General features: G+C 42.7%; 19 protein-coding genes and 1 pseudogene. 10 read left to right on the top strand and 10 right to left on the bottom strand.

Annotated features, from left to right (window positions below):
- Positions 1-62: 62 nt before the first annotated feature.
- The 3 genes and pseudogenes from AC5590_RS32905 to AC5590_RS32915 all read right to left on the bottom strand — a co-directional run bounded on the left by AC5590_RS32905 (position 63) and on the right by AC5590_RS32915 (position 5,132).
- A complete protein-coding gene (locus AC5590_RS32905; RefSeq protein ID WP_169267432.1) occupies positions 63-3,047 on the bottom strand; it encodes a peptidase domain-containing ABC transporter in 2,985 nt (994 codons plus the stop codon).
- 595 nt (positions 3,048-3,642) lie between these two features.
- Positions 3,643-4,209 carry a phycobiliprotein lyase gene (locus AC5590_RS32910; protein ID WP_169267433.1) on the bottom strand — a complete coding sequence of 189 codons (567 nt, stop codon included), beginning with the start codon at positions 4,207-4,209 and terminating at the stop codon, positions 3,643-3,645.
- A 251-nt stretch (positions 4,210-4,460) separates the two neighbouring features.
- Positions 4,461-5,132, bottom strand: a pseudogene (locus AC5590_RS32915) (HEAT repeat domain-containing protein).
- 214 nt (positions 5,133-5,346) lie between these two features.
- Between AC5590_RS32915 and AC5590_RS32920 the strand changes: the two are divergent.
- The gene (locus AC5590_RS32920; RefSeq protein ID WP_169267434.1) at positions 5,347-5,922 is read left to right on the top strand and encodes a fasciclin domain-containing protein; all 576 of its coding nucleotides are present in this window, start codon (positions 5,347-5,349) and stop codon (positions 5,920-5,922) included.
- Positions 5,923-6,321: 399 nt separating this feature from the next.
- Here AC5590_RS32920 and AC5590_RS32925 read toward each other — a convergent pair whose 3' ends face one another.
- On the bottom strand, positions 6,322-6,606 hold the full coding sequence (locus AC5590_RS32925) for a hypothetical protein (protein WP_169267435.1): 285 nt from the start codon (positions 6,604-6,606) through the stop codon (positions 6,322-6,324).
- A 240-nt stretch (positions 6,607-6,846) separates the two neighbouring features.
- Positions 6,847-8,307 (bottom strand): MFS transporter, encoded by a 1,461-nt coding sequence (locus tag AC5590_RS32930; protein WP_169267436.1) that lies wholly within the window; start codon positions 8,305-8,307, stop codon positions 6,847-6,849.
- Between the two features lie 68 nt (positions 8,308-8,375).
- On the opposite strand from AC5590_RS32930, the gene AC5590_RS32935 reads away from it, so the two are divergent.
- The 3 genes from AC5590_RS32935 to AC5590_RS32945 all read left to right on the top strand — a co-directional run bounded on the left by AC5590_RS32935 (position 8,376) and on the right by AC5590_RS32945 (position 10,647).
- Positions 8,376-8,900, top strand: coding sequence for a phosphoribosyltransferase (locus AC5590_RS32935; protein WP_169267437.1), 525 nt, complete (start codon positions 8,376-8,378; stop codon positions 8,898-8,900).
- A 176-nt stretch (positions 8,901-9,076) separates the two neighbouring features.
- Complete coding sequence (locus AC5590_RS32940; RefSeq protein WP_169267438.1) at positions 9,077-9,955, top strand: lipid kinase; 879 nt, start codon at positions 9,077-9,079, stop codon at positions 9,953-9,955.
- A gap of 86 nt (positions 9,956-10,041) precedes the next feature.
- The gene (locus AC5590_RS32945; protein WP_169267439.1) at positions 10,042-10,647 is read left to right on the top strand and encodes an exopolysaccharide biosynthesis protein; all 606 of its coding nucleotides are present in this window, start codon (positions 10,042-10,044) and stop codon (positions 10,645-10,647) included.
- A gap of 172 nt (positions 10,648-10,819) precedes the next feature.
- Here the strand turns inward: AC5590_RS32945 and AC5590_RS32950 are convergent, their stop codons facing one another.
- Positions 10,820-11,059, bottom strand: coding sequence for a hypothetical protein (locus tag AC5590_RS32950; RefSeq protein WP_169267440.1), 240 nt, complete (start codon positions 11,057-11,059; stop codon positions 10,820-10,822).
- A gap of 171 nt (positions 11,060-11,230) precedes the next feature.
- On the opposite strand from AC5590_RS32950, the gene AC5590_RS32955 reads away from it, so the two are divergent.
- On the top strand, positions 11,231-14,671 hold the full coding sequence (locus AC5590_RS32955) for a HEAT repeat domain-containing protein (RefSeq protein WP_169267441.1): 3,441 nt from the start codon (positions 11,231-11,233) through the stop codon (positions 14,669-14,671).
- A 16-nt stretch (positions 14,672-14,687) separates the two neighbouring features.
- On the opposite strand, the gene AC5590_RS32960 is transcribed toward AC5590_RS32955, so the two are convergent.
- From AC5590_RS32960 to AC5590_RS32970, 3 genes are all read right to left on the bottom strand, one after another.
- Positions 14,688-15,263: a Uma2 family endonuclease gene (locus AC5590_RS32960; protein WP_169267442.1), complete on the bottom strand. Its 576-nt coding sequence runs from the start codon at positions 15,261-15,263 to the stop codon at positions 14,688-14,690.
- Positions 15,264-15,543: 280 nt separating this feature from the next.
- Positions 15,544-16,638 (bottom strand): 3-dehydroquinate synthase, encoded by a 1,095-nt coding sequence (gene aroB, locus AC5590_RS32965; RefSeq protein WP_169267443.1) that lies wholly within the window; start codon positions 16,636-16,638, stop codon positions 15,544-15,546.
- A 339-nt stretch (positions 16,639-16,977) separates the two neighbouring features.
- Positions 16,978-17,364: a hypothetical protein gene (locus AC5590_RS32970; RefSeq protein WP_169267444.1), complete on the bottom strand. Its 387-nt coding sequence runs from the start codon at positions 17,362-17,364 to the stop codon at positions 16,978-16,980.
- Positions 17,365-17,529: 165 nt separating this feature from the next.
- Here AC5590_RS32970 and petL point away from each other — a divergent pair, with 165 nt between their 5' ends.
- Positions 17,530-17,625: a cytochrome b6-f complex subunit PetL gene (petL, locus tag AC5590_RS32975; RefSeq protein WP_169267445.1), complete on the top strand. Its 96-nt coding sequence runs from the start codon at positions 17,530-17,532 to the stop codon at positions 17,623-17,625.
- A gap of 121 nt (positions 17,626-17,746) precedes the next feature.
- Here the strand turns inward: petL and bioB are convergent, their stop codons facing one another.
- Complete coding sequence (gene bioB, locus AC5590_RS32980; RefSeq protein ID WP_169267446.1) at positions 17,747-18,757, bottom strand: biotin synthase BioB; 1,011 nt, start codon at positions 18,755-18,757, stop codon at positions 17,747-17,749.
- A gap of 142 nt (positions 18,758-18,899) precedes the next feature.
- Here bioB and AC5590_RS32985 point away from each other — a divergent pair, with 142 nt between their 5' ends.
- The 4 genes from AC5590_RS32985 to AC5590_RS33000 all read left to right on the top strand — a co-directional run bounded on the left by AC5590_RS32985 (position 18,900) and on the right by AC5590_RS33000 (position 25,525).
- Entirely contained in the window at positions 18,900-19,472 is a 573-nt protein-coding gene (locus tag AC5590_RS32985; RefSeq protein WP_169267447.1) for a GNAT family N-acetyltransferase, read from the top strand.
- An 82-nt stretch (positions 19,473-19,554) separates the two neighbouring features.
- Complete coding sequence (locus AC5590_RS32990; RefSeq protein WP_169267448.1) at positions 19,555-21,012, top strand: protein adenylyltransferase SelO; 1,458 nt, start codon at positions 19,555-19,557, stop codon at positions 21,010-21,012.
- A 372-nt stretch (positions 21,013-21,384) separates the two neighbouring features.
- Complete coding sequence (locus AC5590_RS32995) at positions 21,385-22,455, top strand: response regulator (protein WP_348982740.1); 1,071 nt, start codon at positions 21,385-21,387, stop codon at positions 22,453-22,455.
- Positions 22,456-22,585: 130 nt separating this feature from the next.
- Positions 22,586-25,525: an ATP-binding protein gene (locus tag AC5590_RS33000; RefSeq protein ID WP_211178651.1), complete on the top strand. Its 2,940-nt coding sequence runs from the start codon at positions 22,586-22,588 to the stop codon at positions 25,523-25,525.
- Positions 25,526-25,556 lie beyond the last annotated feature (31 nt).

A 25,556-nucleotide genomic window follows, 5' to 3' on the forward strand; every position in this document is an offset into this window, starting at 1 on the left:
ACAACGCGGGGAACCCGCGCAAGGCACTTCTCTCTGCAGCACTGGACTCACTGTTCACTGATTTAAAGCTGTGCTTCTTGTTGTTGATAAAGGCAGTAGTAACGTCCTTTTTGTGCCATCAATTCATTGTGGGTTCCCTGTTCTGCAACTAACCCTTTTTCGAGTAGTAAAACGATATCAGCGTTCTTGATTGTACTTAAACGATGGGTAATAAAAAACACTGTTCGTCGTCTAAATGCTTCCGCCAAGTTGTCACAAACTTGCCGTTCCGATTGATAATCTAGAGCACTGGTTGCTTCATCAAGAATCAACAAGCGGGGGTTTTGTAAGACTGTACGAGCAATAGCAATACGCTGTCGCTGTCCTCCAGATAAGGATGAGCCTCTCTCTCCAACTCTGGTGTTATAGCCATTGGGCAAAGACATGATAAAGTCATGAGCTGCAGCAACTTTGCTTGCTGTCATAATTTCATCAGTTGTGGCGTCTGGATTTGTCAGTGCAATATTTTCCTGTATGGTTCCGTCAAACAAAAGTGAGTCTTGAAGCACCATACCAATCTGACGGCGCAGGGAATAAAGTTCTATTTTGGAGATGTCGTAGCCATCGATGAAAATTCTGCCAGACTCTAAGTCATACAGTCGTGGTAAAAGTTTCATCAAAGTGCTTTTACCAGAACCACTTTGTCCGACAATACCGACAAATTTTCCGCTTGGGAAATCCAGGTTAATATTATTCAACTGAAGTGGAGAAGTTGGTGTGAAGCGAAAGCAGACGTTTTCATACTTGACAGTACCATCAATAGCAGGTAGAGGAATGTTTTGACTGTCTTCATCAACTTCTGAGGGAGTATCCAAGATATCTGCAAGGCGTTCTAGAGAGAGAGCCGTTTGTTGGAAGTTCTGCCACAATTGGGTTAATCGTAATAAAGGAGCGGTGACGTAGCCAGAAATAATCCGAAAGGCAATCAGTTGTCCTAAGGTGAGTTGTCCTTTGAGGACTAAGTAGGCTCCTACCCATAACACAAGTAAGGAAGAGACTTGGTTAAGAAAATTGCTGGTGACACTAGCAGCCGTGGAAGTAACAACAGTTTGGAATCCAGCGGTGACATAATTACTGTAATATTCTTGCCAGCGCCAGCGCGATCGCAACTCAAGATTTTGGGCTTTGACTGTTTGAATACCTGACAGCGCCTCGACTAAATAAGATTGTGTTTGCGAGTAACGTTCAGCCTTAAAACGCAGTTGGCGGCGCATGATTGAGGAAAAAACTATCGTCATAAAAGCAAACAAGGGTACAGTCGCCAAAGCCACAAGAGTCAACATCCAACTGTAAACCAGCATCACCACGATGTAGATTGTCGAAAAAACTGCGTCCAACACCACTGTTAAAGCAGTTCCTGTCATAAAAGAGCGAATGTTTTCCAGTTCACTGGCGCGAGTGGCTAACTCCCCCACAGGACGTCGTTCAAAATAGCGCAAGGGTAAACGAAACAAACGGTCAATAATTTCTGAGCCTAAAGTCAAGTCAATCCGGTTAGTCGTATCAACAAAAAGATAGGTGCGGACACTCGTTAAAAGTCCTTCAAAAACAGCCATGATTAAGAGCAAAACCCCCAATACATTCAGGGTTTCAAAGCCGTTCTGAATAATCACTTTGTCAATAATAATCTGGATGATTAAGGGATTAGCCAGACCAAACACTTGGACAAAAAAGGAAGCAATCAGAACTTCCAAGAGAACTTTGCGATATTTGATTAGAGAAGGGACAAACCAACTTAAACTAAATCGCTTTCTAGGAGTATACTTGGCAACTTTCAGCAGCAATACCTGACCTTCTTGACCCCAGTTTTCAACAAAATGGTCAGGATCTTGCTGAACAATCCCAACTTCTGGTACACCCAGGACTAGCTTTTTCTCGCTAATTTCATAAAGGATAGCGAAAGTATCTTGCCAGCGAATCATAGCTGGAGCTTCCAGTTTTGTGATTGCTTTTGCTGACACGTTTATCATTTGAGTATTTAACCCAATCAGTTCACAAACAGCACCGCAAAGCTGTAGTGAAAGAGTTTGAGTGCGCGAAATCTGGTTGTTGAGGATTTGATCAATCACATCTCGGCGAAAGGGTATATTTAAATGCTGGCTCAGCATTTGGAAGCAAGCTAAAGTCGCCTTTAGAGGACCTCTACCATGAACATGAGGATATTTTGGCTGTGATTGAGTATCTGATGGTTTTTCTAACCTATAAGGATGCTCTGGTGCTAATGGTACTTGTTGTAGTAAAGAGTCTATCCTTAAGGAATCTTTGGTTCTAGATATAGATGCAGAGGCAGAAAGGGTTGCCCGAGGCAAACCGACTAAGCGAACATAACCAAAAGTTTGTACCTCTAGATATGTCATGACATCGTTTAGTTGTAAGCGGGTTCCCACAGGAAAATCTTTAAGTATCCCACCACTGACAAACCACACCAATTGAGGATCTAGGTGATCCAAAGGTATTGTCTCTTCTAGGAACGTGCAGACAACTGCTTCGTCTAAAACTTTGAGGGTCAGTTCTTTGATATCTGTTGCACCATATGAAGCCAAAACAGTTTCACTATCAGCTCGCTTTGCTAACTCAGTACTCAGTAGTTCAAAAACTTCAACCGCAGTACAGCGATTTTCAAAGCAAATAGAAATAGCAGGAGAATAACTCAGCAACGCTAAAAACTCTGTGGCGCTTAGAGTCAGACAAATGGTTTCTGTAGAGGCTATGACTGTTTCGCATGGAATCCCTCTAATTAAACTAGTCCAACCCAGGATTTCTCCTTTTTGAACTAATTGCAGCGTTTCAGGCATCTGAGCATTCGGGTCATAACCCAGCAAGCGGGCTTGCCCTTGATAAATGATAAATATTTGAGAAGGCATTTGTTCCCGCACCAAAACGCTCTGACCCATGTGGTAGCGTAACATCTCAAACTTTGGAACTAATTTTGCCAGTTCTCGTGTTGGCAGTTGATTGAAGGGAAATAATTCAGAGATGAACTCTTGTATGGAAGCAGTATAAGTCATGCAATTTTGGATGAGTTACTAGTCCTTAATCATTCGTCACAAATCAATCGAAGTCATTAGTCATTTCATGTGAACTAGATCACACATTCTTTGATCCAATTGTGCAAAGATAAATTTTCCCAGTCGTATAAGCACAAACCAACCTCCCATGTGAATCGAACGTCAAAGTTGACATGGTTTACGAAATTGAAGGTATATGCACCAATACCCAACGCCCGAAAGTTCTCAGTAGTTTTCTTTCCTGCTGTGTTACTTGCTCTGTTAATTGGTGTGTGGCAGATTTAAACGACCCTGACTAATTTTTGGTAGGCACTTGTGGCGTAGACTTTATTTCTACTTTGTCAGGAATAAAAACCTTTTACAATATCTTCACTATCTTAAGTGTGATTTCAGGCAAATTGCACTGTAAAAATAATATCCAGTTCTCAAGGATATCATTACATTATCAGTACTTTTACTGTAGACTTATATATTTATTACATTAAAAATAAAATTCATAATTCCATTAATACTTAAGTAAAAATATAGCCCCTGATCATAGGGGCTAGTTAAATCAGAACTCTGAGCACCGTAAGTTTTTTGTCACTTATAACACCTAACTTGAGGCTGAGTTAGTTGCCTGAGAAACTTTTGCTGTAGGTTGACCTCCACCCATGCGAATTTCAGAAGTGAATGAAGCTGTGCTAAAACCATCAATACGTTTCACCACACTCACCCGCATCCGCAAATTGGGACTAGCAAACCACAGGCGTTCTTCATAGCACACGGTTTCGTACTCTGTTGTAAAGGTCAATGCGTCATCAGTGCCTATCTTGTAGCGTCCAACAACTGGGGTTTTCCCAGGAGAATCCATTGCCCGCAGGAATTTGCCTTCATTGGGATTATCTTCATCTGGAATAGCAACGAATACTGTAGAACCAGTCTGTTTTTTTTCATTCCCTGCCATAGTGGCATTCCAAGTCACTTTGGCACCGTAACAATTGGGGCTATGCTCAACATTGTACTGTTGGCACAGTTTTACTACTTCTGGATGATCACTACTGAGTCTTTCTATGATTGTGTCTGATTTGCCATTTTCTGATTGCTTACAAGCCAAATCGTGACTGGTACGATGGGAAAACCATTTACCAGGGCTTAACTCAAAAAACTCTTCAATATTCATCAATGAAATTACCTTGCTTCAAAATCCTTTTCATTTTCCAAAGTAGCAGGAGGGAGTCACTCGCTTCTCAAACATTCAAAATTCAAAGGTGTAGGGGTGTAGGGGTGTGGGGGAGCCAGTACTGCAGGAGGGTTTCCCTCCGTAGGTATCTGGCGTGTGTAGGGGAATAAAAGAATAGGAAAATAAATGCATTTTCCCTATCCCCTGGTTAATGTATTTCCGTTACACCCTTATACCCCTAGTTTATTTGCTTAACCTGCTTCCTCCAAGCGTTTGAGAGAATATTTGGCTGCTTCAGCAACGTGGTTGTGACTATCTTTTTCCAGGTATTTTAAAGCTGAAATACTTTTTGGACTGGGAAGCTGACCTAAGGCTTCTGCAAGACGCTGACGCACTAACCAATCATCTGATTGGGCAAAGCGCAAAATCAGATCCACAGACTCGATATCTTTGATTTCTCCTAATGCAGCGATCGCCGCTTGTTGTAAAATCACTTCTTCACTGTCCAATGCTTTTATGAGGATTTCACGGGCACGACTGTCTTTGAGATTACCAAGTGAAACAGCTGCGCTAAACCGTACTAACCAATCAGTGTCTTCATAAAATATTCGCATTAGGGGTTCAACAGCTCTAATATCACCCAAATATCCTAAAGCACCCGCAGCATCCGCACGTATACCATAATCCGGGTCAGTTTCTAGGATTCGCACCAAAAGTGGGTAACTTTATTCTGTTTGCTTGACTCCCAAAGCAAAGATTGCCATTGATCTCAGTTGCAGAGACTCGTCATCCAAAACTTTTTTAATCAAAGGAAGTGCGTCCTCTGCTGCAATATGCCTCAATGAGGCGAGGGCTACCATGCGATCGCGCAAATTAGAACTTTCTAACTGGGTAGAAATCTCCTGTAAGCTTGGAGCTGCCATCTTGTTTACTTAAATGAGTTTTACTATTTTTCTTCATATTAAGTATCATTACAAATTCTCAGACAGATTACCTAAACCCAGCAGTAAGTAAATCCGTACCAAATTGATTTAGAAATCTAACTACAGGAATAATAACTGTAGTATTACAAAATGTTACTCTTTTAAAAATCAAAACAACTTCGTAACAAAATATTCGCATCTAAAGTTAAAAGCCATGAATATCCAACAAAATCAACACTTTTTTGGTAAAACACTTGGTATAGCGATCGCTACAGCCAGTCTTTTGATCAGCACTCCAACTTTCGCCCAGACTCCCTCAGCTGCACCGACCAAACCAGCCACCTCAGGTGCTCCAACAACTGGAACAACTGGTGCAGGTACAATTGTCGATGTTGCCAGTTCTAATAGTTCTTTCAAAACCCTAGTAAAGGCTGTGAAGGAAGCTGGTCTTGTAGAAACCCTGTCTGGAACTGGTCCATTTACCGTGTTTGCACCCACGGATGCTGCATTTAATAAGCTACCAAAGGCAACTTTGCAAAAACTACTCAAGCCAGAAAACAAGGCAACTTTGACCAAGATTTTGACCTATCATGTCGTATCTGGTGCACTTGATTCCAAAAGCCTCAAGTCAGGTTCGGTGAATAGCGTTGAAGGTAGCCCACTTAACGTTAAGGTTGGGAATGGTGTAACGGTGGATAAGGCAAAAGTTACCAAAGCAGATGTCAAAGCTAGTAATGGCGTGATTCATGCGATTGATACAGTGCTTATTCCTCCAGGAGTGAAGCTGTAGTGTTTGCGCTACAACCCCTAACGACATAGACATGTTGGCTTAGAGTTCAGCCTTTCCTTATGTTTCCATAAAAAGATAGGCTGGACGTAGATACATGTTGCTTTGCGTACTGAGTGCTTTGTAACCTACGCCATATTTACCTTAATGATTCTGACGTTCCTTGAGTTGCAGTAATCTTTGCGCTTGGATTTCGCGGCTAATTGGGTAGAAAGACGGTGACACTAAGCCAAAAATTAAAGCGATCAGATCTGGCTATGTCTTGAGCTTACATACTAGTGACCCAGTTTTGTCCAATGATTGGTGAGGCAGCGCGGTCTTGGGGGTCTCCCCCATGAGCGACTGCCGAACCCGAAGGGTGTATAGCATTTACATTAATCAGTGGACAAAATTCGTTGTTTTTCAAAACCTTATGGGATAAACCTTTGATCCAACAACGCCAATCAGCACGACAAGACCTAGTGCTCTGCGAAAGTAATTAACGCCTTGAAATAATTCCTCCCATGCCCAAGTAAACAAGGAGCCAAAAGCCACAGCGTCTAACACTGTATTGATTTCGCCGCTTGTAAAAATGAGTTTGAGTAAACTAGCTACAGCCCACACAATAATTGGTGGGTTTGGTGGCTCAGCCACAACAATCTGACCTTGGCTGTCGCGGAAGATTTTATCGAATAATGTATTTTCCATTGTTTGAATGCCCGCGATTGCTGCGCGGTTTATAAGACCTATAACCAAATCTACATCAGAAACTGATGTGGAATCAGAAGAATTTAACCCCACTTGGGCACGACTTGGGAAGATATTGGAATAACTATCACATAATCAGGACTTACGCAAAAATAACGTAGTTGTGTCATTGCGACGTAAGGAAGCAATCTCACAATCAAGTTCATTCGTAACTCGTGCGTAAGTCCTAATAATAATCAACTAAAAATCTCTATTCTCTACTTTATTCTGACGTTCCTTAAGCTGCAGTAAAATTTGCGCGTGCATTTCACGAGTAATTGGGTAGAAATACGTTAAAATGACGCCACAAATTAATGCGATCGCTGGTATCGGACCAATAGAAAAGCGAATGACTTCTAACACCGAATCTGGTTGGATTGGTATCGGGATTTCGTTTGTGGGTTTAATATAACCAGCGGTACCCAATTGTTGTAAAACAACGTTAACTGCAATCCCCAAACAGATTTTTTGCACAAATACTATGAAACTATAAAAAATGCCTTCCCGCCGCTGTCCTGTTTTTAATTCATCCAGTTCAATAATATCAGGTAACATTGACCAGGGAACTAAGTAAGCCACGGATACGCCAAAACCTGCCATGACTGCTAAAAAGTACATCAACACAACTTGACCAGGCTGTACAAAAAACAGTCCTCCCTGGGCGATAATCCACAAACTCATGCCCATAAAGTACACGGCTTGTTTGCCATAGCGCCGGCTGATGGCACTCCAAACAAATAGCATAGACATAGCAGTTCCTTGCACCGCCAAAAGCACTAAGCTAATATGCCATTGTGGAAGGCGCATCCAACTGGTGACAAAGTAAGGAATGATACCCGCAGTTAGTTGCACAGCTAACCAAGAACACAGATAAATCCCCACCACAAATAAGAAAGCGCGATTGGTAAAAGCAATTTTGAGTTGCTGCAATAACGGGATAGAGACAGTTTGCTCTGTTTCGGGGTGTAACTTTGCGACAGCTTGAGCGCGTTTTTTAGTTCCCCAAACACACCAATACACAGGTAAAACAGAGATAACCGCACAGATCGCTCCTAGTAATAAAAACTGTTGAGTGCGGTTACCAGGAATCACCAGGGAGATGACTAAACCGATAATAAGAGCAAGAATGCTACCGCCAATAGAAAAGGTGAAGCGAAAACTGTTAAGACTCGTGCGTTCGTCGTAGTCTTGGGTTAGTTCTGCAGTCAGAGCAGTGTATGGTAAATTGACGATTGTATAAAAACTATTAAAAAAAATCGAAATGGCAGTGTAATACCAAAACAAGCTCCACTGATTCGCCTGATCGTTATTACTAAACTGAGGTACAATCCACTGCAAAAAAAAGAAGACTCCAAAGGGAATTGCTCCCCAAATCATCCAGGGATAGCGTCTTCCCTGCTGACTTTGGGTGCGATCGCTCAACACCCCCACCATTGGATCGTTAACCGCATCCCACACTTTGCCGATCAGCTGGGTTTGTCCTGCTAATGTGGGACTTAAACCAGCGACATCTGTGAGGAAGGGAGACAAATAAGAAATCCCAATCATCGCAGTGATCGCCGTACCCAAATCCCCAGCACCAAAAGCAAGTTTGGTACTCAAATCGAGTTTTTCACTTTCAGGAGTCTGTTGAGAGGAGCCATCAGAAGCAGAATCGCTCATAATATCTTGCGCTCATATTAAAATCAAAGGAATTTGTCATACATTCTTAGCAATAAATTAAGTTCCCTATGCCAGACCTTTACGTTTCTTGGTCAGATTATCACCAAAAAATTGAACAACTGGCTGCTCAAATTTATGAATCCGGCTGGAAATTCAACCAAATTGTTTGCCTCGCCAGAGGAGGACTGCGTGTAGGAGATATCCTCTCACGTATTTATAATCAGCCTTTGGCGATTTTGGCAACCTCATCTTACAGTGGCTCTGGTCAGCAACAAAGGGGTAGCTTAACATTTTCTCATCACTTGACAATGACCACTGAAAATTTAGGTTCGCGGATTCTTTTGGTAGATGATTTGGTAGACTCTGGAATCACACTCAAGGAAACAATTCCTTGGCTAAAAGAACATAGTGATTCTCCTATTGAGGATATTCGTACCGCTGTTATTTGGTACAAAGCCTGTTCAGTGGTAGCACCTAATTACTACGTTGATTATTTGCCTGACAACCCTTGGATACACCAACCTTTTGAACCTTACGAGTTGATGAATCCAGAGGATCTTGTGGCAAAGGTGAGTCATCAATTAGGGGTGTAAAGGCATAAGGGAGTAGGGGGAGCCAGTGCTCGGCTTACACCCCTACACCCCTGTGTTTTTTGAAAGTCTCCACGGATTCTCAAAAATCTTTGGAGGATTAAGATAGAAGAAATTTTCAGCAAAGTTTATATCAGAAGTAGAAAATTATAGGTAGTACACTACAAAAAACACGGCAAATGAAACATCGTGCACTACTGCTCATAAATACTCACGCCCGCCAAGGGGAAAACCGTCTAGCTGAAGCAGTTGAATGTCTTAAAGAACTGGGCTTCGATCTGATTGATGAGTTCCCAGAAGAAGCACAACAGTTACACGAAGTTATTACCCGCCACCAACATGAAGTTGATTTAGTGATCATTGGTGGTGGTGATGGCACTCTCAATGCTGCGGTAGACGCTTTGGTAGAAACGCAGTTACCTCTAGGAATTATCCCCCTAGGAACTGCCAACGATTTAGCTAGGACTTTAGAAATTCCAAATTCTCTCCCTGAAGCTTGCAAAATTATTGCCAATAATCAGGTACGACGTATTGATTTGGGGTGGGTAAATGGTAAACACTTTTTCAATGTAGCAAGCTGTGGACTAAGTGTGAAAATTACTCAGCGACTCACCAAACAAGTGAAGCGTCGTTGGGGAATACTCGCTTACGCGATCACTGCATTGCAAGTGGTTTTGAAATCTCGACCTTTTAGAGCAGAGATTAGTATCAATAACACACCTATCATAGTCAAAACTGTGCAAATAGCTGTAGGGAATGGTCGATATTATGGTGGTGGTATGGCAGTGGTTCATGATGCCACAATTGATGATCAAAAGTTAGATTTATACAGTGTGGAAATTAAACACTGGTGGCAAATTATCCCCTTATTACCTGCCATGCGAAAAGGACGACATATTTATTCGGATCATGTACGTACTATCAGCACTCAAGAAATTGAGATTCGTACACGTAAACCACGTCCCATCAATACAGATGGTGAAATAACGACCTACACTCCCGCTCAGTTTCGTGTTATTCCTCGTGCTTTAGCTGTGTTTGTACCATCAAATAAATAATCAATATTTAATTATGACCAATAATCATGCGAAGAATGAGTAAGTTAGAAGATAAGACATTTTATATCTGATAATTTATCATTACGATGCAGCTAAAATTTTCTCAAGATATTAAATTCCTGCTGCTAAGGTTAGCCGAACAGCCACTCAGTCTTGGTGATGTTTTGGCAGAAACCTCAGAACGTGGTTTTAGCGTGGTCATTACATTATTGGTTTTGCCATTTTTGTTTCCTGTTCCACCTGGATTAACTGGACCTTTTGGTGGCGCTTGCTTGATATTATCGGCACAGATGGCTTTGGGGAGGCGATCGCCTTGGTTGCCTAAAAAAATTGCGACATATAAATTTCCCCGTTCTTTTACCCAAGTAATTTTAAAAAACCTACAAAAAGTTACCAGAATTTTAGAAAAAATCACTCGTCCTCGATTGGCAAAAGTAGCAGAACATCCTTTGACTTGGCGAATCAATGGGTTTTGTATTTCTTGGTTAGCAATATTACTAATTTTGCCAATTCCTCTGACTAATCCCATTCCTCCAGTAGGAATATTGCTCTTAGCAGTAGCCACTGTAGAATCTGATGGTTTATTGATGTCCGTTGGCTACGTTTTCACAGTTTTGACGACTTTACTATTTGGATTCATCTTTTATGCTTTGTGGATGGCTCCAAGTTTATTACCACATTTTTTCCATTAATTTATTAAGACTGGTTGTAGGTTGTCATAAATAAGATTGTGAAAGAAAAAACCCTCAGTCATTAACTGAGGGCATCAATTAGGGTGCATCTACCATCTCTGTATCCGTCATGAGTTTCTCTGGATCAGGAAGAATAAAAAAGATTCCGTTGTTGTTTCCAGTTTTTTTTGGTTTAATTCTTGATGTCGCCAGCACACTTGTTCTGTTTATCGTTTTTGTCCTTATCCTTCAGACGGCTTGCTTGTTTGAGCACTGGAATATATTGGTTAATCATCCAGATAAGAACCTCTATTGTGGAGTCTCCTTGATGAATGCGGTTTTCGGCTTTTACGCAAATTAGTATTGTTTGCAGAATTAGCAACAAAGGGATCGCTTTTTGACTGAAGTTTTTACCATATTTTTTAGCTGACATTTGAATTAACCTTGTGTTTAGGTTGACAAGGTTAATTATTTTTTTGGGTATTTCCCCAGACAGATTCCCCACGCAGTGTCTATAATGCTTATAGCATCAGGGTTTGCTGCTTGGGGAAGCTTGTCTGTTTGAGGAAACAAAATTTCTTAAGATTATGTTTATATTTGACTGATGGCAAAGAATATTCGTCGGGATGAATCAGTTTTAGAGAATACGTTAAGTCTGGTAGAAGCTTTGCTGTCTCATGCTGATGAACAATTAGCGGATGTGGAATTAAAAGACGCAGTTGATGTTGAGTGGGTAAGGGATAATAAACTGCGAGTCACGGGAAAAGAAGTCAAACAGACAACTGGGAAAAGAACCCGAACAGTTGAAGTAGGCACTAGGAGGGAACATTTACTAAAGCTGCTGAAAAAAGCTGGCAAAAGTTTAAAACTTCCCCAGCCAAAAGAAGAATCTAGCGTCAGTCATAAAGACAGAGAATTACAGGAAGTTCAAACTGCACTCGACTGCTTAAAAGAGTTGGGAGTGCGCGAAGACGAAAAATCTGCCAAGAATCAAGGTTACTGGAAATTTACACTAACGCTGAAACATCAAACGGCTACACGTGAAGAGAATCTGGAGGTGTTAAAGCAGAAGTGGAACGAACACCCAAAGGCAAATTCAAAAGAAATATCTCAGACTGCACAAACAGCAGAGAAAAGCTTCGACTGGCAAGAAATCTGCCGCACAATGTTGGAAAAGCAGAAGCAGATGACTACCAATCGGCTGATGCGTGCAGATGAGATGCTATTTGATATCAAAGACATTTGTGTGGATCTGGCATTAGTCAAACGCAAACAGCAAGATAAGCGTAGTGGAGAGGATAATCCTGAAAAATCCCAGCTGTACAAGCCAGACTACGAAGAAACCGAGAAGCTGGAGTACAAAGATTTTCTTGCCCAAGTCTTAGAATCACAGCAAAGCAACAAAATCGCGATTATTGGCGAACCAGGCGCAGGTAAAACGACGCTTTTACAAAGAATTGCTTTTTGGATATTGGACAAGACTGATTATTTACCGATTTGGATACCATTGGGAAATTTACCAACTCCAGCGCCAAAGTTCAAGGAGTATCTCTTGAATGATTGGCTGCAAGATGCTTTCTTTGTCGTCACGCCGGAAATCAAGGCTGAGTTTGAAAAACTGTTGACGGCTGGTAGAGTGTGGTTGCTTCTAGATGGCGTAGATGAGATGGCTGCCAAATCCGCGAATGCTCTCAACGTTATTGCTAACCGGATCGTAGGCTGGAGTGAGCGCTTGCATGTAATGCTGACGTGTCGGTTGAATGTCTGGGAAGCAAATCCATATTCTCTCAACGGCTTTCAAACCTATCGCACCTTGGAGTTTAGCCAAGATAAAGTAGAGGAGTTTATCAACGATTGTTTCCAAAAAAGCGATTCAGCACTGGGTATTCAGTTGCAGCAAGCGTTAAACCAATCCGGTAAAGAGCGAATCAAGGATTTGGTGAGAAATCCCTTGCGGTTGACGCTGTTGTGTGCAACTTGGCATTTGCGAGATGGCAAGTTACCCGATACTAAGGCAGAACTTTACCAGCAGTTTGTTGATGAAGTCTACAGGTGGAAGCAAGAGGAATTTCCCACAACACCCGAAGATAGAAAGCAACTCAACGCCAAGCTCAAAGAATTAGCGCTAGCAGCAATTGACAACGAAAAGAACCGATTTTGTCTGCGGGAAAAGTTTCTTGAGGGTGTGTTGGGAGAAAGGGATGGTTCTGTGTTCCAATTGGCGCTCAAAGTTGGCTGGCTCAATCAAGTCGGCGTAGACGCAAAAAATCCCAATCAACCGGTCTACGCTTTCTTTCATGCCACTTTTGAGGAATATTTTGCAGCGCTGGCGAGGCTCCAGCAGGGAGCCGCCCAAGGGGCGAACGCCGATTGGCATTTTTTCCTCAACCACGTTCCCGACAACCCCGCGCAAGGCACTTACCGCATTTTTGAGCCGCAGTGGAAGGAGGTGATTTTGCTGTGGTTGGGGCGTGAGGATGTCGAGAGGGAGGAGAAGGAGGAGTTTATGAAAGCGTTGGTGGAATTTGAGGATGGGTGTGGAGGATTTTATTCGTATCGAGCGTATTTCCTTGTGGGGGCTGGGATTGCGGAGTATAAGAATTATCCCAAAGCCGATGAAATAGTGGCACAAATTGTTAAGTGGAGCTTTGGTTATTTCGATAGTGAAAAACAGCAGTGGCGATCTTGCTTCAAAGAAATTGCAGATACAGCTAAGATAGCCCTGAAAGAAACAGATATTCAAAGGAAAACTGTTGCTCTGGTGCAACTAATTCAGCAGTCAGAGAGCGAATATCTCTGCTGGGAAGTTGCTAATCACTTGGCTCAAAATGGTGCAAACTACCCGGAAGTTCTTTCTGCTTTATTGGATTCAATCAGAAAATATCCAAAGGAATTTAGTCTTATAAAAGAAAAAATATTAAGAAAAATTTACTTTCGCAACCAAGAAGCTATTGCAGCGCTAGTAGAGTTAATGAACAGCTCTCAAGATGAATATACTCGCATTATATCAGCATTATGTATAGGAACAATCGACCCTGGCAACCTGCAAGCCGTTGGTGTCCTAGTAGAGTTAATTAACGACTATAAAGATAAAGAAATTTGTAAATTGGCGATATCCTTTTTAGGAGAAATTGGCAATACGAATCAAAGAGCATTTAATACTCTCTTTGATTTAATTAACTCTTCTCAAGATAAAGAAATTTGTCAAAGAGCACTATTTAGTTTAGAAGAGATTGGCACTATAAATCCAAAGGCTGTAGCTGCATTAGTAGATTTATCCAATCACTCTCCTGATGAGGATATCCGTAGTTTAGTTCAAGTTAGTTTTTCAAAAAATAATATTAAAAAAAAGTTTTCATTACCAATCATTTACGGTATGAGAACAATCAGTGATTATCTGATTAAGTTAAAAATGAAATCTCAGGATGAAGAAAAATACAAATTTGCCAAAAGTATTTTAAGAAAATTTGAGTCTGACAACCAAATAGAAGCTGTTGCGCTGGTGGAATTAATCAACAACTCTCAGGATAGAAATATTCAAAAGCCAGCAATAACAATTTTAGGTGAAATAGGCTCAGGTAATCAAAAAGCTATTGATGTGCTAGTTGAGTTAATCAACAATTCTCAGGATGAAAATATCCGTCACTCAGCAGTAGAAAGTTTAGGAAAAATTGACTCAGATAATCCAATAGTCATTGATACCCTAGTTGAGTTAATCAATAACCGTCAGAAGATTTTTTTATTTAGTTCAGTACTAACAAATTTAGGAGAATTTGGCTCAGGCAACCCAAAAGCAGTTGATGCCCTGCTTGAGTTAATAAGAAATTCCAAGAATGAATCTATTTATAGCGAAGCAGAGAGCTTACAGAAGATTTTGATAGAGGATCAGATGGCAAAAGTTGTCATCGCTTTAAAAGCTTCTTTATCAAAAGAGACTTACGAAAACAACTTTGAGCGCTACAAGCATTGCGTTCAACTCATCTGGCACTGCGCCCAAAATATGCCCTACCCAGACTTCTACCAAGCTTGGCATCAGCAAGAATGAGTAGGAAATACAAACTCTAAGTATCTAATGATATTCTCGCCTTTTGAAACACCTGCTCAGCAGTAAATTCCAATCCTTCAAATAGAGAATCTGTAAGTAATTCCTCTCCCATATAAGTCTGGGGTGCTGCATCCGGGTAAAAAACCGTAATGCTTCTAGCTTTACTATCTACCACCCAAACCCGCAGCACCTTAGCGTCTAAATAGTCTTTTGCTTTAGCAGCCATTTGTCCAAAAGTTTGTCCTGGCGAAATGATCTCAATGACCAAATCGGGAGGAACAGGACAAGCTTCGTCTTCATCCCAGTTGGCGGGTAAACGTTCATAAGAAATGTACAATAGATCCGGTGTTGGCACCCAATCTCGCCCGTCACGAGTTAATGTAATTGCCCATTCTGGGCAAACTTCTCCTTGTCCCTCGCACCATTGCCCAATTAAATAAAGAAGGGCGCGGGTTAGTTTGGAGTGAAAAAACTTGGGTGACATTTTAGGAATTGCCTGACCATCAATCAGTTCGTAAGTGATATCTCCGTCGCCTGGGGGAAGATTCAGGAACTGTTGTAAGGTGAGTTGATTGTTGGCTTGGAGTATCATGACGCGAATGAACTGGCGGCTAATTTCATTGTAATTGGGTCATATCTTGCAGCGATCGCCAACCACCCCTAGAGGTTATAAACCCCACAGCGAGTAGCGAAAGTTCTATCAAGAAGATTAAATCTTAGCTAGGGCATGAATTTCAGTCCACTTGAGTGGACTTAAGCTATTAGCCTTAGATTTCAATCTAAGGTGGGCGATAGCGTTTGCGTAGCGCCCCCTTCGGGGCTAGCGCTGCTGCTTTGAGCAGATCGCTTCACAATGATACAATCATCTAAGGTCATTGCATTGCCTGCAATACCTCTCGGATAGTATCCGATGGCACTTCGTCAGTAATCGTCACCACACCAATTTGCGTTGGCAAAATAAACCTGACTTTACCCGCTTTGACTTTCTTGTCTAGTTGCAAAGACTCAATAATTGCTTCAATATCTACACCATCTGGCAACTTCGTTGGTAAACTTGCTTTTTGAATTAGGGCGTCTTGACGTTCAGCTTCTTCCTTTTTCCACATCCCCAGTTTGACAGCAATCTGCCCTGCTGCAACCATACCAATGGCGACTGCTTCACCGTGATTCACAACTCGATAACCTGTTAAACTTTCTACTGCATGCGCAATGGTATGACCGTAGTTGAGAATTGCCCGGAGTCCTGCTTCTTTTTCATCCTTACCGACGACATCTGCTTTGGCTTGACAAGAACGGTTGAGAATGGCTTCAATCAATTCAGCTTTGATGTAGCGTAGTTGATCTAAGCGTTTACTCTCTTCCATTTGGGCAAATAATTCCGCATCCCAAATCACGCCGTACTTAATAACTTCTGCCATCCCAGCACGAAATTCACGAACTGGCAAACTTTTCAGGACTTCTGGATCAATCAAAACCAAGCGCGGTTGATGAAACGCCCCTATCAAGTTTTTGCCTTGGGGATGATTGACACCAGTTTTGCCACCTATCGCTGCATCTACCATTGCCAAGAGTGAAGTTGGCACTTGTACAAAATTAATTCCTCGCAGCCAAGTGGCAGCAGCAAAGCCAGTCATATCGCCAATAACTCCTCCCCCTAAAGCTACCATAGTTGAGGAGCGTTCTATGCGGTTTTCTAGGGCGGTGTCGTAAATTTTCTGTACACAACTGAGGGTTTTGTAGCGTTCACCGGGGCTTAAATTGCAGCTAACAACTTCAAACCCCGCAGCTTCCAGAGATGCTAATACCCTTTGCCCATAATTTTTAAAAATAGTCGGGTTAGAAACCAATAGGACTTTTTTGCCCAGCTTCAGATTGCTCATCATCTCGCCCAGCTGATCTATGCCCCCTGGTGCAATCGCAATCTCATAAGACTGTTCTGGTAGATTTACGTTAATAATTGAAGTCATAACCAAATCCCAAACAAGCGCCCGACGGCTGTATTCTACAGCATTAACACTCCTTATTCCCGATCTCAGACGCTTTCTGGTTCAACTTTTTATATTATCCACTTTCTGAAAACTGGTCAAAAAGGTGGCGTAGCTGAATTTGGGAATGAATTATGGTTGTAGCACGATGTTCAATTTCCTGTAAATCTCTGTAGAGACGTTGCATGCAACGTCTCTACATCAATGGAAATGCGTGAAATTCATATCAAGATTTCAGCAACGCCAAAAAGGTAGCGGTATGGGGCACAGTTATCAATCATCAACTACTTGATAACTGATAACTGATAACTGTTCACTGCTTTAATTCGTAGTCTCCTGAACAACTTGACCTGGAGCGTTAATTTCAACTGACTTGTTACCAGAACCATCAACAGAGATACGGAATAAGCGTTCACCCTCAGACGAGGTATAACTTGTCTGTTGGTCAGAATTTTGAACTTGAACAGGAGCTGCATTCAATTGCAGCTTATTAGTTTTTTTGTCAAAGACATTCATCCGCGTTTGGCTTCCTTGACGAAAAACTCTTATACTGTAGTTTGGTGTTTGGAAGGTCGTGACCGTTGTTTGTGGTGTAATGACTCTGGTAAGGGGTTTCTTGACTGTTTGCGCAGCAACAATACTTGGTTCAAACCCCAATCCACCAATTACCACTAAAGCGGTAGCTAGAAAAGCGTATTTCGTAAGCATAAGTCGTTATTTTATTGTTATAGCCACAATAAATTTGGATTGATTCTAACTATCAAGTCTCTCTTGTTATAGGATAACTTAGCAAAGGTTCAATAAATATTTTTATTGAGTCGTTCATCTGTAAATGATTCAATAATATTTATAAACGATTATGGAGAAACTTCGATGTTTGCTATCATTGCTTACTTACTATTCTTAGGTCTGTTCTTTGGGATCGCTGTTGGGTTACTTTTCGGTCTTCGTGCTATTAAGCTGATTTAATTGCTCTGTTGAGTTTCACCTAAAGGCGAGGACAGTTGGGTGCGGGGGAAGCGTCTCCCCGCCCTTGCAAACTGTCCTTCGCAAAGTTTTTTCAGCTTCTTAGCAACTTTGCGTGAGATTTTTATCTAACAACGGCTTCTACAGGTGTTTTAGATTGACCGACAAAAGCAGAACGCGTCTCTAGACCAAGCAAATTTAGCATTTCATGGTCAGCGTTGTATCCGGGACAAGGAGTGGTAACTGTTAACATATGCCCATCGTCACTGGAGAAGATAGAATTGGCTCCTGCCAAAAAGCATAAAGCTTGTTCTACCTGCGAAAGTCTCGCTCTACCTGCACTAAGACGAACATCCGAAGCAGGCATGACAATGCGTGCTGTGGCAATCATTCGCACCACTTCCCAAATAGGAACATCAGGTTGATTTTCTAAGGGCGTGCCCTGAACTTGTGAGAGGATATTTATTGGTACTGACTCTGGATGTGGATGCAAAGTTCCCAGAGTGTGCAACATAGATACGCGGTCATCTACGCTTTCGCCTAAGCCGAGAATACCGCCGGAGCATACAGTTACATTTGTTTGCCGGACGTTGTTAATTGTGTTGAGGCGATCGCCATAAGTTCTCGTTGTAATGATAGTACTGTAGTACTCCTCGGAAGTATCCAAATTATGGTTATAGGCATAAAGCCCTGCTTCTTCCAAGCGCTTGGCTTGTGCTTGAGTGAGCATGCCTAAGGTGCAGCATACCTCTAAACCCAATGCTGTCACCTCTTTTACCATGTCCAACACTTGCTCAAATTGGGAGTTATCGCGCACCTCTCGCCAAGCAGCACCCATGCAGACACGACTTACCCCACTTTCTTTTGCTTGTTGGGCAATACCAACAACTGTTTCTTTTTCTAAGAGTGCTTGTGCCTTTACCTCTGTTTTGTAGCGGGAGGACTGGGCACAGTAGCTACAATCTTCTGGACAACCCCCTGTTTTGATAGATATCAGCTTACAAACTTGTATTTTGCTTGGATCATGAAATTGGCGATGTACGCTAGCCGCTTGATAAATCAGCTCTAGGAGTGGTGTATCATGTATTTTACGTATTTCTGATTCTTGCCAATCGTACCGTATTACTACTGACATTTCTATACTTTAGTTAGATTTGTAGATAATTTTAGCTCTTTCTCAAGTATTAACTAGCTGATGTTCCTCATACAGAAAGCCTCACTACTGTTAAATTATGAAGGGGCACCGATAGCAATGGTAAGCAAATCTTCAGTAGTATATGGAATTGGAATTGCCGAATCTGACGACACAACGCTTGTTATTAAGACTAGCAACAAATCATGATATACCTAAAATCCTCAGGTTTTACACTGAAAATAAAACATGTTTTACTCCATTTTCTGCTCTTTGGTTTGATAACTTCTTTACAGAAGAGTATTGGCTAAATCAGTTAGAAAATAACTATTTAGAATTTATTAACGATATATCATTAAGATTCTTTATTTTTTTTAAAGCTAATCAAAAAAACATTATTGGATTTATCAACTTTTCCAATTTTGTCAGAAGTTCCGCACAGTACTGTAATGTAGGATACGGTCTTGCCGAAGCTGAACAAGGAAAAGGTTATATGACAGAGGCATTGCAAGTAGCGATTGACTATGTATTTCAAGACTTAAATATGCACCGAATTATAGCAAATTATATGCCTCATAATCAGCGTAGTGGGAACGTACTGAGAAAGTTAGGATTTGTTGTAGAAGGCTATGCCAGGGACTATTTATTAATTAATGGAAAATGGCAAGACCACATCCTTACAAGTCTCACTCATCCTAACTGGCGGGCAAATCCATAAGCTTGTACACATCAAATTCAAGCATTTTAATCCCAACTGAGCTACACCCAACAACAATTTTGGATAACTTGGATAAATAGTAATGACTTTGGCTGAAACTGCAAACAACACCCATTCTACCAATCCTTTTCTCAATCTCCACTACGAAAGAGCTGTTGAATCTCTGGGTGAGGATTACTACGATGAAGTCGCCGCAGCAGAATTTCCTCAACATATCTTGCGCTGGCGTAATGATGCACTTTTACACCGCTTAGAACTAAACCCGCAATTGGTAAAAGACGACGACTTTATCTCAGCCTTTGGCAAATTTGAGGAACGAAAACCACTTTTAGCACTGTGTTATCACGGCTATCAATTTGGCGAATACAACCCTTTTTTAGGAGATGGTAGGGGCTTTCTCTACGGACAAGTACGTGGTACTGATGGCGAACTATACGACTTCGGCACCAAAGGTTCCGGTAAAACTCCTTACTCCCGTGGTGGTGATGGTATGCTGACACTCAAGGGCGGAGTACGAGAAGTTCTGGCTGCAGAAATGTTACATCACTTGGGTGTACGCACTTCACGTTGTTTGAGCATGATTGAAACAGGCTTATCCCTTTGGCGAGGTGATGAACCTTCTCCTACTCGTTCTTCGGTGATTGTGAGGATGGGGCGATCGCACATTCGGTTTGGCACTTTTGAACGACTGCATTATTTACGACGCCCAGATTTGACCAAAAAGCTACTAGACCATGTCATTGAGCAGTATTATCGAGATTTCATCACTCAAGAAGATAAGTATGTTCTATTTTATGCCGATTTAGTCAAACGGACAGCAGAACTGGTGGCGCAGTGGATGGCAGCAGGTTTTTGTCATGCAGTGCTCAACACAGATAATATGTCAATAACTGGGGAGAGTTTTGACTACGGTCCTTATGGCTTTATAACCAGTTACCAGCCCTACTTCACTGCTGCCTATTTCGATCATTATCGACGCTACTGTTACATTCATCAACCTGGGATTTGTAAGTGGAATTTAGAAACACTCCAAGACGCCTTAAAAGGTGTTATTGATTACGGTGATATGCAGGCTGGATTGGCTAAATTTGATGAGCATTATCAGAGCGAATACCGCACTTTAATGTTGAAGAAGTTGGGTTTTGAGCAATTGTCACACCCAGAAGCTGATGAACTTTTAAATCTGACTATTCAATTTTTGCAAGGTAGCGAAGTTGGTTATCATCAGTTCTTTTACGAAATGGCTCGCACCTTTTCATTGAAATGGCGAGATGAACCAGGTTTGATTATGGCAGATTCAAATTTTGTACCAGCATCAGGAGTATCAGAAGTTTTTGATAATTGGTGTCTTATTTACCATAAAATGTTAAATAATTTTGAGCCTGAGCAAATAGATAGTATTGCCCAAACTCTAACTCGTCAAAATCCCAAAACTGTGATACATAAACCAGTGATTGAATCAATTTGGCAATCCATTGTTCAGGAAGATAACTGGCAACCTTTTTATGAGTTAATTGAGTGCATTCAGTCTGGAAAATAAAGAGTGAACTGGGGAACATCCCAAATGTGTAAATTTATTTTATTTTGTAGTGGGGGCCGGACAGCCCGCTTCAGCAATAAAGTAGGGAGCATCTTGCTCCCACTACGTATTTATTGCAAAATTGGGATGCTCCCGATGAACTGTCTGTAAGCCAATTGTGCTTAAACAAGTAAGGTATATTGACCGCGCCTTACTTGTTTAAGACATTAGAGTAGACTTATTAGCAGTTGTAACCCAAACAGTAAAAAAAGTTGTTTTTGCCTACAAAAGTGTCAAAGTAGTTTTTGCAAGAAAGATATATACTGTATAGTAAAGCGGATTTTCCTCCTAGAAAACTCGCGTCACAAATATTTGTAAACAAGCGGGCTAGTTGTGAGTGAAGAAGAATTTTCTCGGTGTATCCAAATTCTCCGTCAGCAGATAGAAGCGCTGCAAAGACATATTATGTTAAATCCAAGGCAGCCGCAACAAGTCGCTGAAGCGATGCAGCAAATAGATGCCTCCTTGGACAAGCTGCATGTACTTAGTGAAGAAATACATACTAGCTTAGAAACAATGCAGGTTATTCAGGAACAACTGCTAGAGCAGGATGAGTATCTAGCAGAAGAACGTCAGCGTTATTATGACCTGTTCGAGTTTGCACCCGATGCTTATTTGCTGACAGATACTCAAGCAGTGATTCTCTTAGCTAACCGCGCTGCTGGCGCATTATTCAACGTCTTGCCCAACTTCCTAATTGGCAAACCATTAATCAATTTTGTGCCTGAGGCAGAACGTTGGGTCTTTCGTAACAAATTAAACGAGTTTTCCTCTCTATATTCTTCCGTGCAAGAGTGGGAAATACGTATGTGTCCGCGTAGGAGTCAACCTTTTGACGCTTCACTCTTGGTGGCACCTGTGCGTGACCCTTTTAGAACGCTGGTTTCTCTACGGATAGGCGTGCGTGATATTACTAAGTACAAGGCTGCGAATTTACAACACATCCAATCAGTAGCTGAGTTGCTGCCAGAGGCAGCAACTCAGCTGCTGCCTCTGGCAGCAGCTGTAGAGACTCCTCTTTCGCTTGATGGCTTGCAGGTGCTCTTTGTGGATGATGAAGCGGATGCCCGCGAGTTTATCACGGCAGTGCTGGAGCAACATGGAATTTATGTGACAGCAGTTGTTTCAGTAGCTGAGGCGCTGGAGGTGCTGGAGCGATCATCGCGCCCCGATGTGATACTAAGTGACATCAGGATGCCGGATGAAGATGGCTACGCTTTGATTAAGAAAGTACGGGCACTAGAGGCACAGAAGGGATGGCGAATTCCTGTGGGTGCTATATCAGCTTATCTTGGAGAAGACCGAGCAAAGGCACTATCAGCAGGATTTCAATCGCACTTGCATAAATTGGCAGAGCCAACGGAGTTAATTGCAATGGTGGCACAGCTTGCTGGGCGAGGTTAAATCAGTGAACAGTGGAGCGTAGCGGTTCCTTTTAGGAACTACAGTTAACAGTTGTCAGATGTAATGATAACTAATAAGTGATAACTGATAACTGTTACGAGTACTTTAGCAGATTTTTCCCAGGTCAAAGATGGACAGCTTAACCGAACGCAAGAAAGATGCTCTCGCAATGAATGTGTTTGCAGGCGGTGGCGAGATGGGCGAGTTGATGCGATCGCATGACTGGTCGCAAACCCCACTCGGTCCGGTCGAGAACTGGTCGCCAAGCCTTCGGATTTCCGTCAGCACAATTCTCGCTTCTCGCTTTGGCAGCGTTCTGTTCTGGGGGCGTGACTACATCGAGCTTTACAACGATGCCACAGTTTTTATCCATGCGGTAAAACACCCAAAGGCTCTGGGACAACCTGCTCGTGAGAATTGGGCGGAAATTTGGGATGTGATGGGACCGATGTTCGATCAGGTCATGACCACGGGTGAAGTCTTCTTTGATGAAGACCGCCTTTGGCCCCTCTTTCGCTTTGGCAACCTGGAAGAGAGCTATTTCACGTTCTGCTACAGTCCGGTTCGGGATGAGACGGGTACTATCGTTGCGGTACTCTCTACCGTGACCGAAACGACAAAGCAGGTGATTAGTCAACGTCGCCTGACGATGCTCCGAGAGTTAGCCACAGCCGGAACCGGAGCAAAAACGCTCAGATCAGCCTGTCTCGCCGCCGCCGATACGCTCAACCCTTACGATGTTCCCTTTGCCTTGATTTATCAGGTCAACTTGCAAGGCAACTCGGCAGAACTGGTTGCTTCAACCGGACTTCCGCCAGAGAGTGCCGCTGCACCCCCGACGATCAATCTTACCGAGCATTTGAGCGGCTGGTCGCTGGTTGACGTGCTACAGAGTCGTGAAGCCCAGCTTGTTACTGATGTGGTCGATTGCTTCGGATCGCTCAGCGTCGAACCGTGGGGAGAAAGTCCCCATTCTGCCTTCATTCTCCCCATTCTGTCGGGCAACAAAGAACAGGTGGAATGTCTGCTGGTTGCAGGGATCAGCCCTCGGCTTGAGTTCAATGCCGAATACCGCTCATTCCTCGAACTGGTCGCCCAGCAGGTTGAAAGTTCCATTGCAACGGCTCAAAGCTATGAGCAAGAACGCCAGCGGGCAGAAGCATTGGCAGAACTCGATCGCGCTAAGACAGCCTTTTTCAGCAATGTCAGCCATGAATTTCGCACGCCCCTAACGTTGATACTCAATCCACTTGAGCAAGTCATCGCCCAAACACACAGTTCACTCCTGCCCGAACAGCGCGAACAACTTAATATTGTTCAGCGAAACGCGATGAGGCTGCACAAACTAGTCAATACCTTACTTGACTTCTCCCGAATCGAAGCAGGCAGGATACAGGCAGTCTATGAGCCAACCGATTTAGCTGCATTCACAGCTGATCTTGCGTCAGTTTTCCGTTCAGCTATTGAAACAGCTTCTCTGCAATTGATTGTGGATTGTCCGCCCTTGACCTTTCCGGTGTATGTAGACCGCGAAATGTGGGAGAAAATTGTTCTTAACTTAATCTCCAATGCGTTTAAGTTTACCTTTAAGGGTGAAATTGCCGTTTCATTACACCCAGTAGGTGACAAAGTAGAGCTAAAAATACAAGATACAGGCACAGGCATTGCCCCTGAAGAGTTACCTCGAATTTTTGAGCGCTTTCACCGTGTACGAGGAGTGCAGGTAAGGAGTCATGAAGGGTCGGGCATTGGGCTGGCTTTGGTGCAAGAACTCGTTCACTTACATGGGGGAACTGTGGAGGTAGCGAGTGAGGTGGGTGTGGGAACGACTTTCACAGTAAGCTTGCCCACAGGTTCATCGCACTTGCCAACCGAGCAAATTAGTGATATGGGCACACTGGTATCAACCTCAGTAGGTGCTGCCCCTTACGTGGAAGAAGCACAGCGGTGGATACCGCAAGAGGAGCAGGGGAGCAGGGGAGCACAGGAGAGTGTAGATACTCGTTCATCTGTCTTAGATACTCGAACTACTCGCTCTGCGCGTGTTTTGTTAGTCGATGACAATGCCGATATGCGGGACTATGTAGCGCGTCTGCTCTCGAAGCACTGGCAGGTTAAAGCTGCGAACAATGGAGCTGCTGCACTAGCTGCTGTCGGTGAGCAACCGCCAGATTTGGTGCTAACTGATGTCATGATGCCAGAAATGGACGGTTTTCAATTGCTGAGTGCATTACGTGCTAACCCACAAACAAAAGGTATACCTATTATTCTGCTGTCGGCTCGTGCAGGGGAAGAAGCGGCAATCGAAGGACTGCAAGCGGGGGCTGATGACTACCTAATTAAGCCCTTCTCTGCTCGTGAACTGGTAACTCGCGTTGATTCTCACTTGCAAATGGCACGTCTGCGCTCTGAGTTATCTTCTAATCGCTTCAAAGATGAATTGATCGCAACGGTTACGCACGAACTGCATACTCCCTTGGTTTCTATCCTTGGCTGGACTCGCTTGCTACGTTCAAGCCAGCTTGATCGGACGACTGCAATACGAGCCTTAGACACAATTGAGCGCAGCGCCAAGAATCAGGCGAAGCTTATTGAAGATTTGCTGGATATCTCAACTATTATCTCAGGTAAAGTTTGTTTAAATCGCGAACCAGTTAAACTGACTTTTCTACTTAAAGAAGTTATTAATACAATTTTGCCAGATGCTAAGGCTAAGAATATTCATATTGTAGAACTTTCGGATGCAACATCTGCACAAAGAGATATTTCCGTTTTAGGCGACGACAAGCGTTTGCAGCAAATTATCACAAAGTTGCTTGACAATGCCATCAAATTTACCTCTAAGGGAGGAAGAGTAGAAGTTAGGCTTGATGCTGTTGACCCCTCGGCTAGCCCCGGAGGGGGCGCTGCGCAAACGCTCGGGGTCAATGCTGAGCGAAGTCGAAGCATTGACTCTTGGGCTACTATTCAGGTAAAAGACACAGGTATCGGGATAAGTGCCGATTTTCTCCCACATGTTTTTGAGCGCTTTACTCAGGCGGAAGTCCCTAGTACAGCACGGCGTAAATAAACCAAGTATTAGACAGCTAACACTTTACCCT

The organism is Brasilonema octagenarum UFV-OR1, assembly GCF_963888615.1.
Lineage (GTDB): Bacteria > Cyanobacteriota > Cyanobacteriia > Cyanobacteriales > Nostocaceae > Brasilonema > Brasilonema sennae.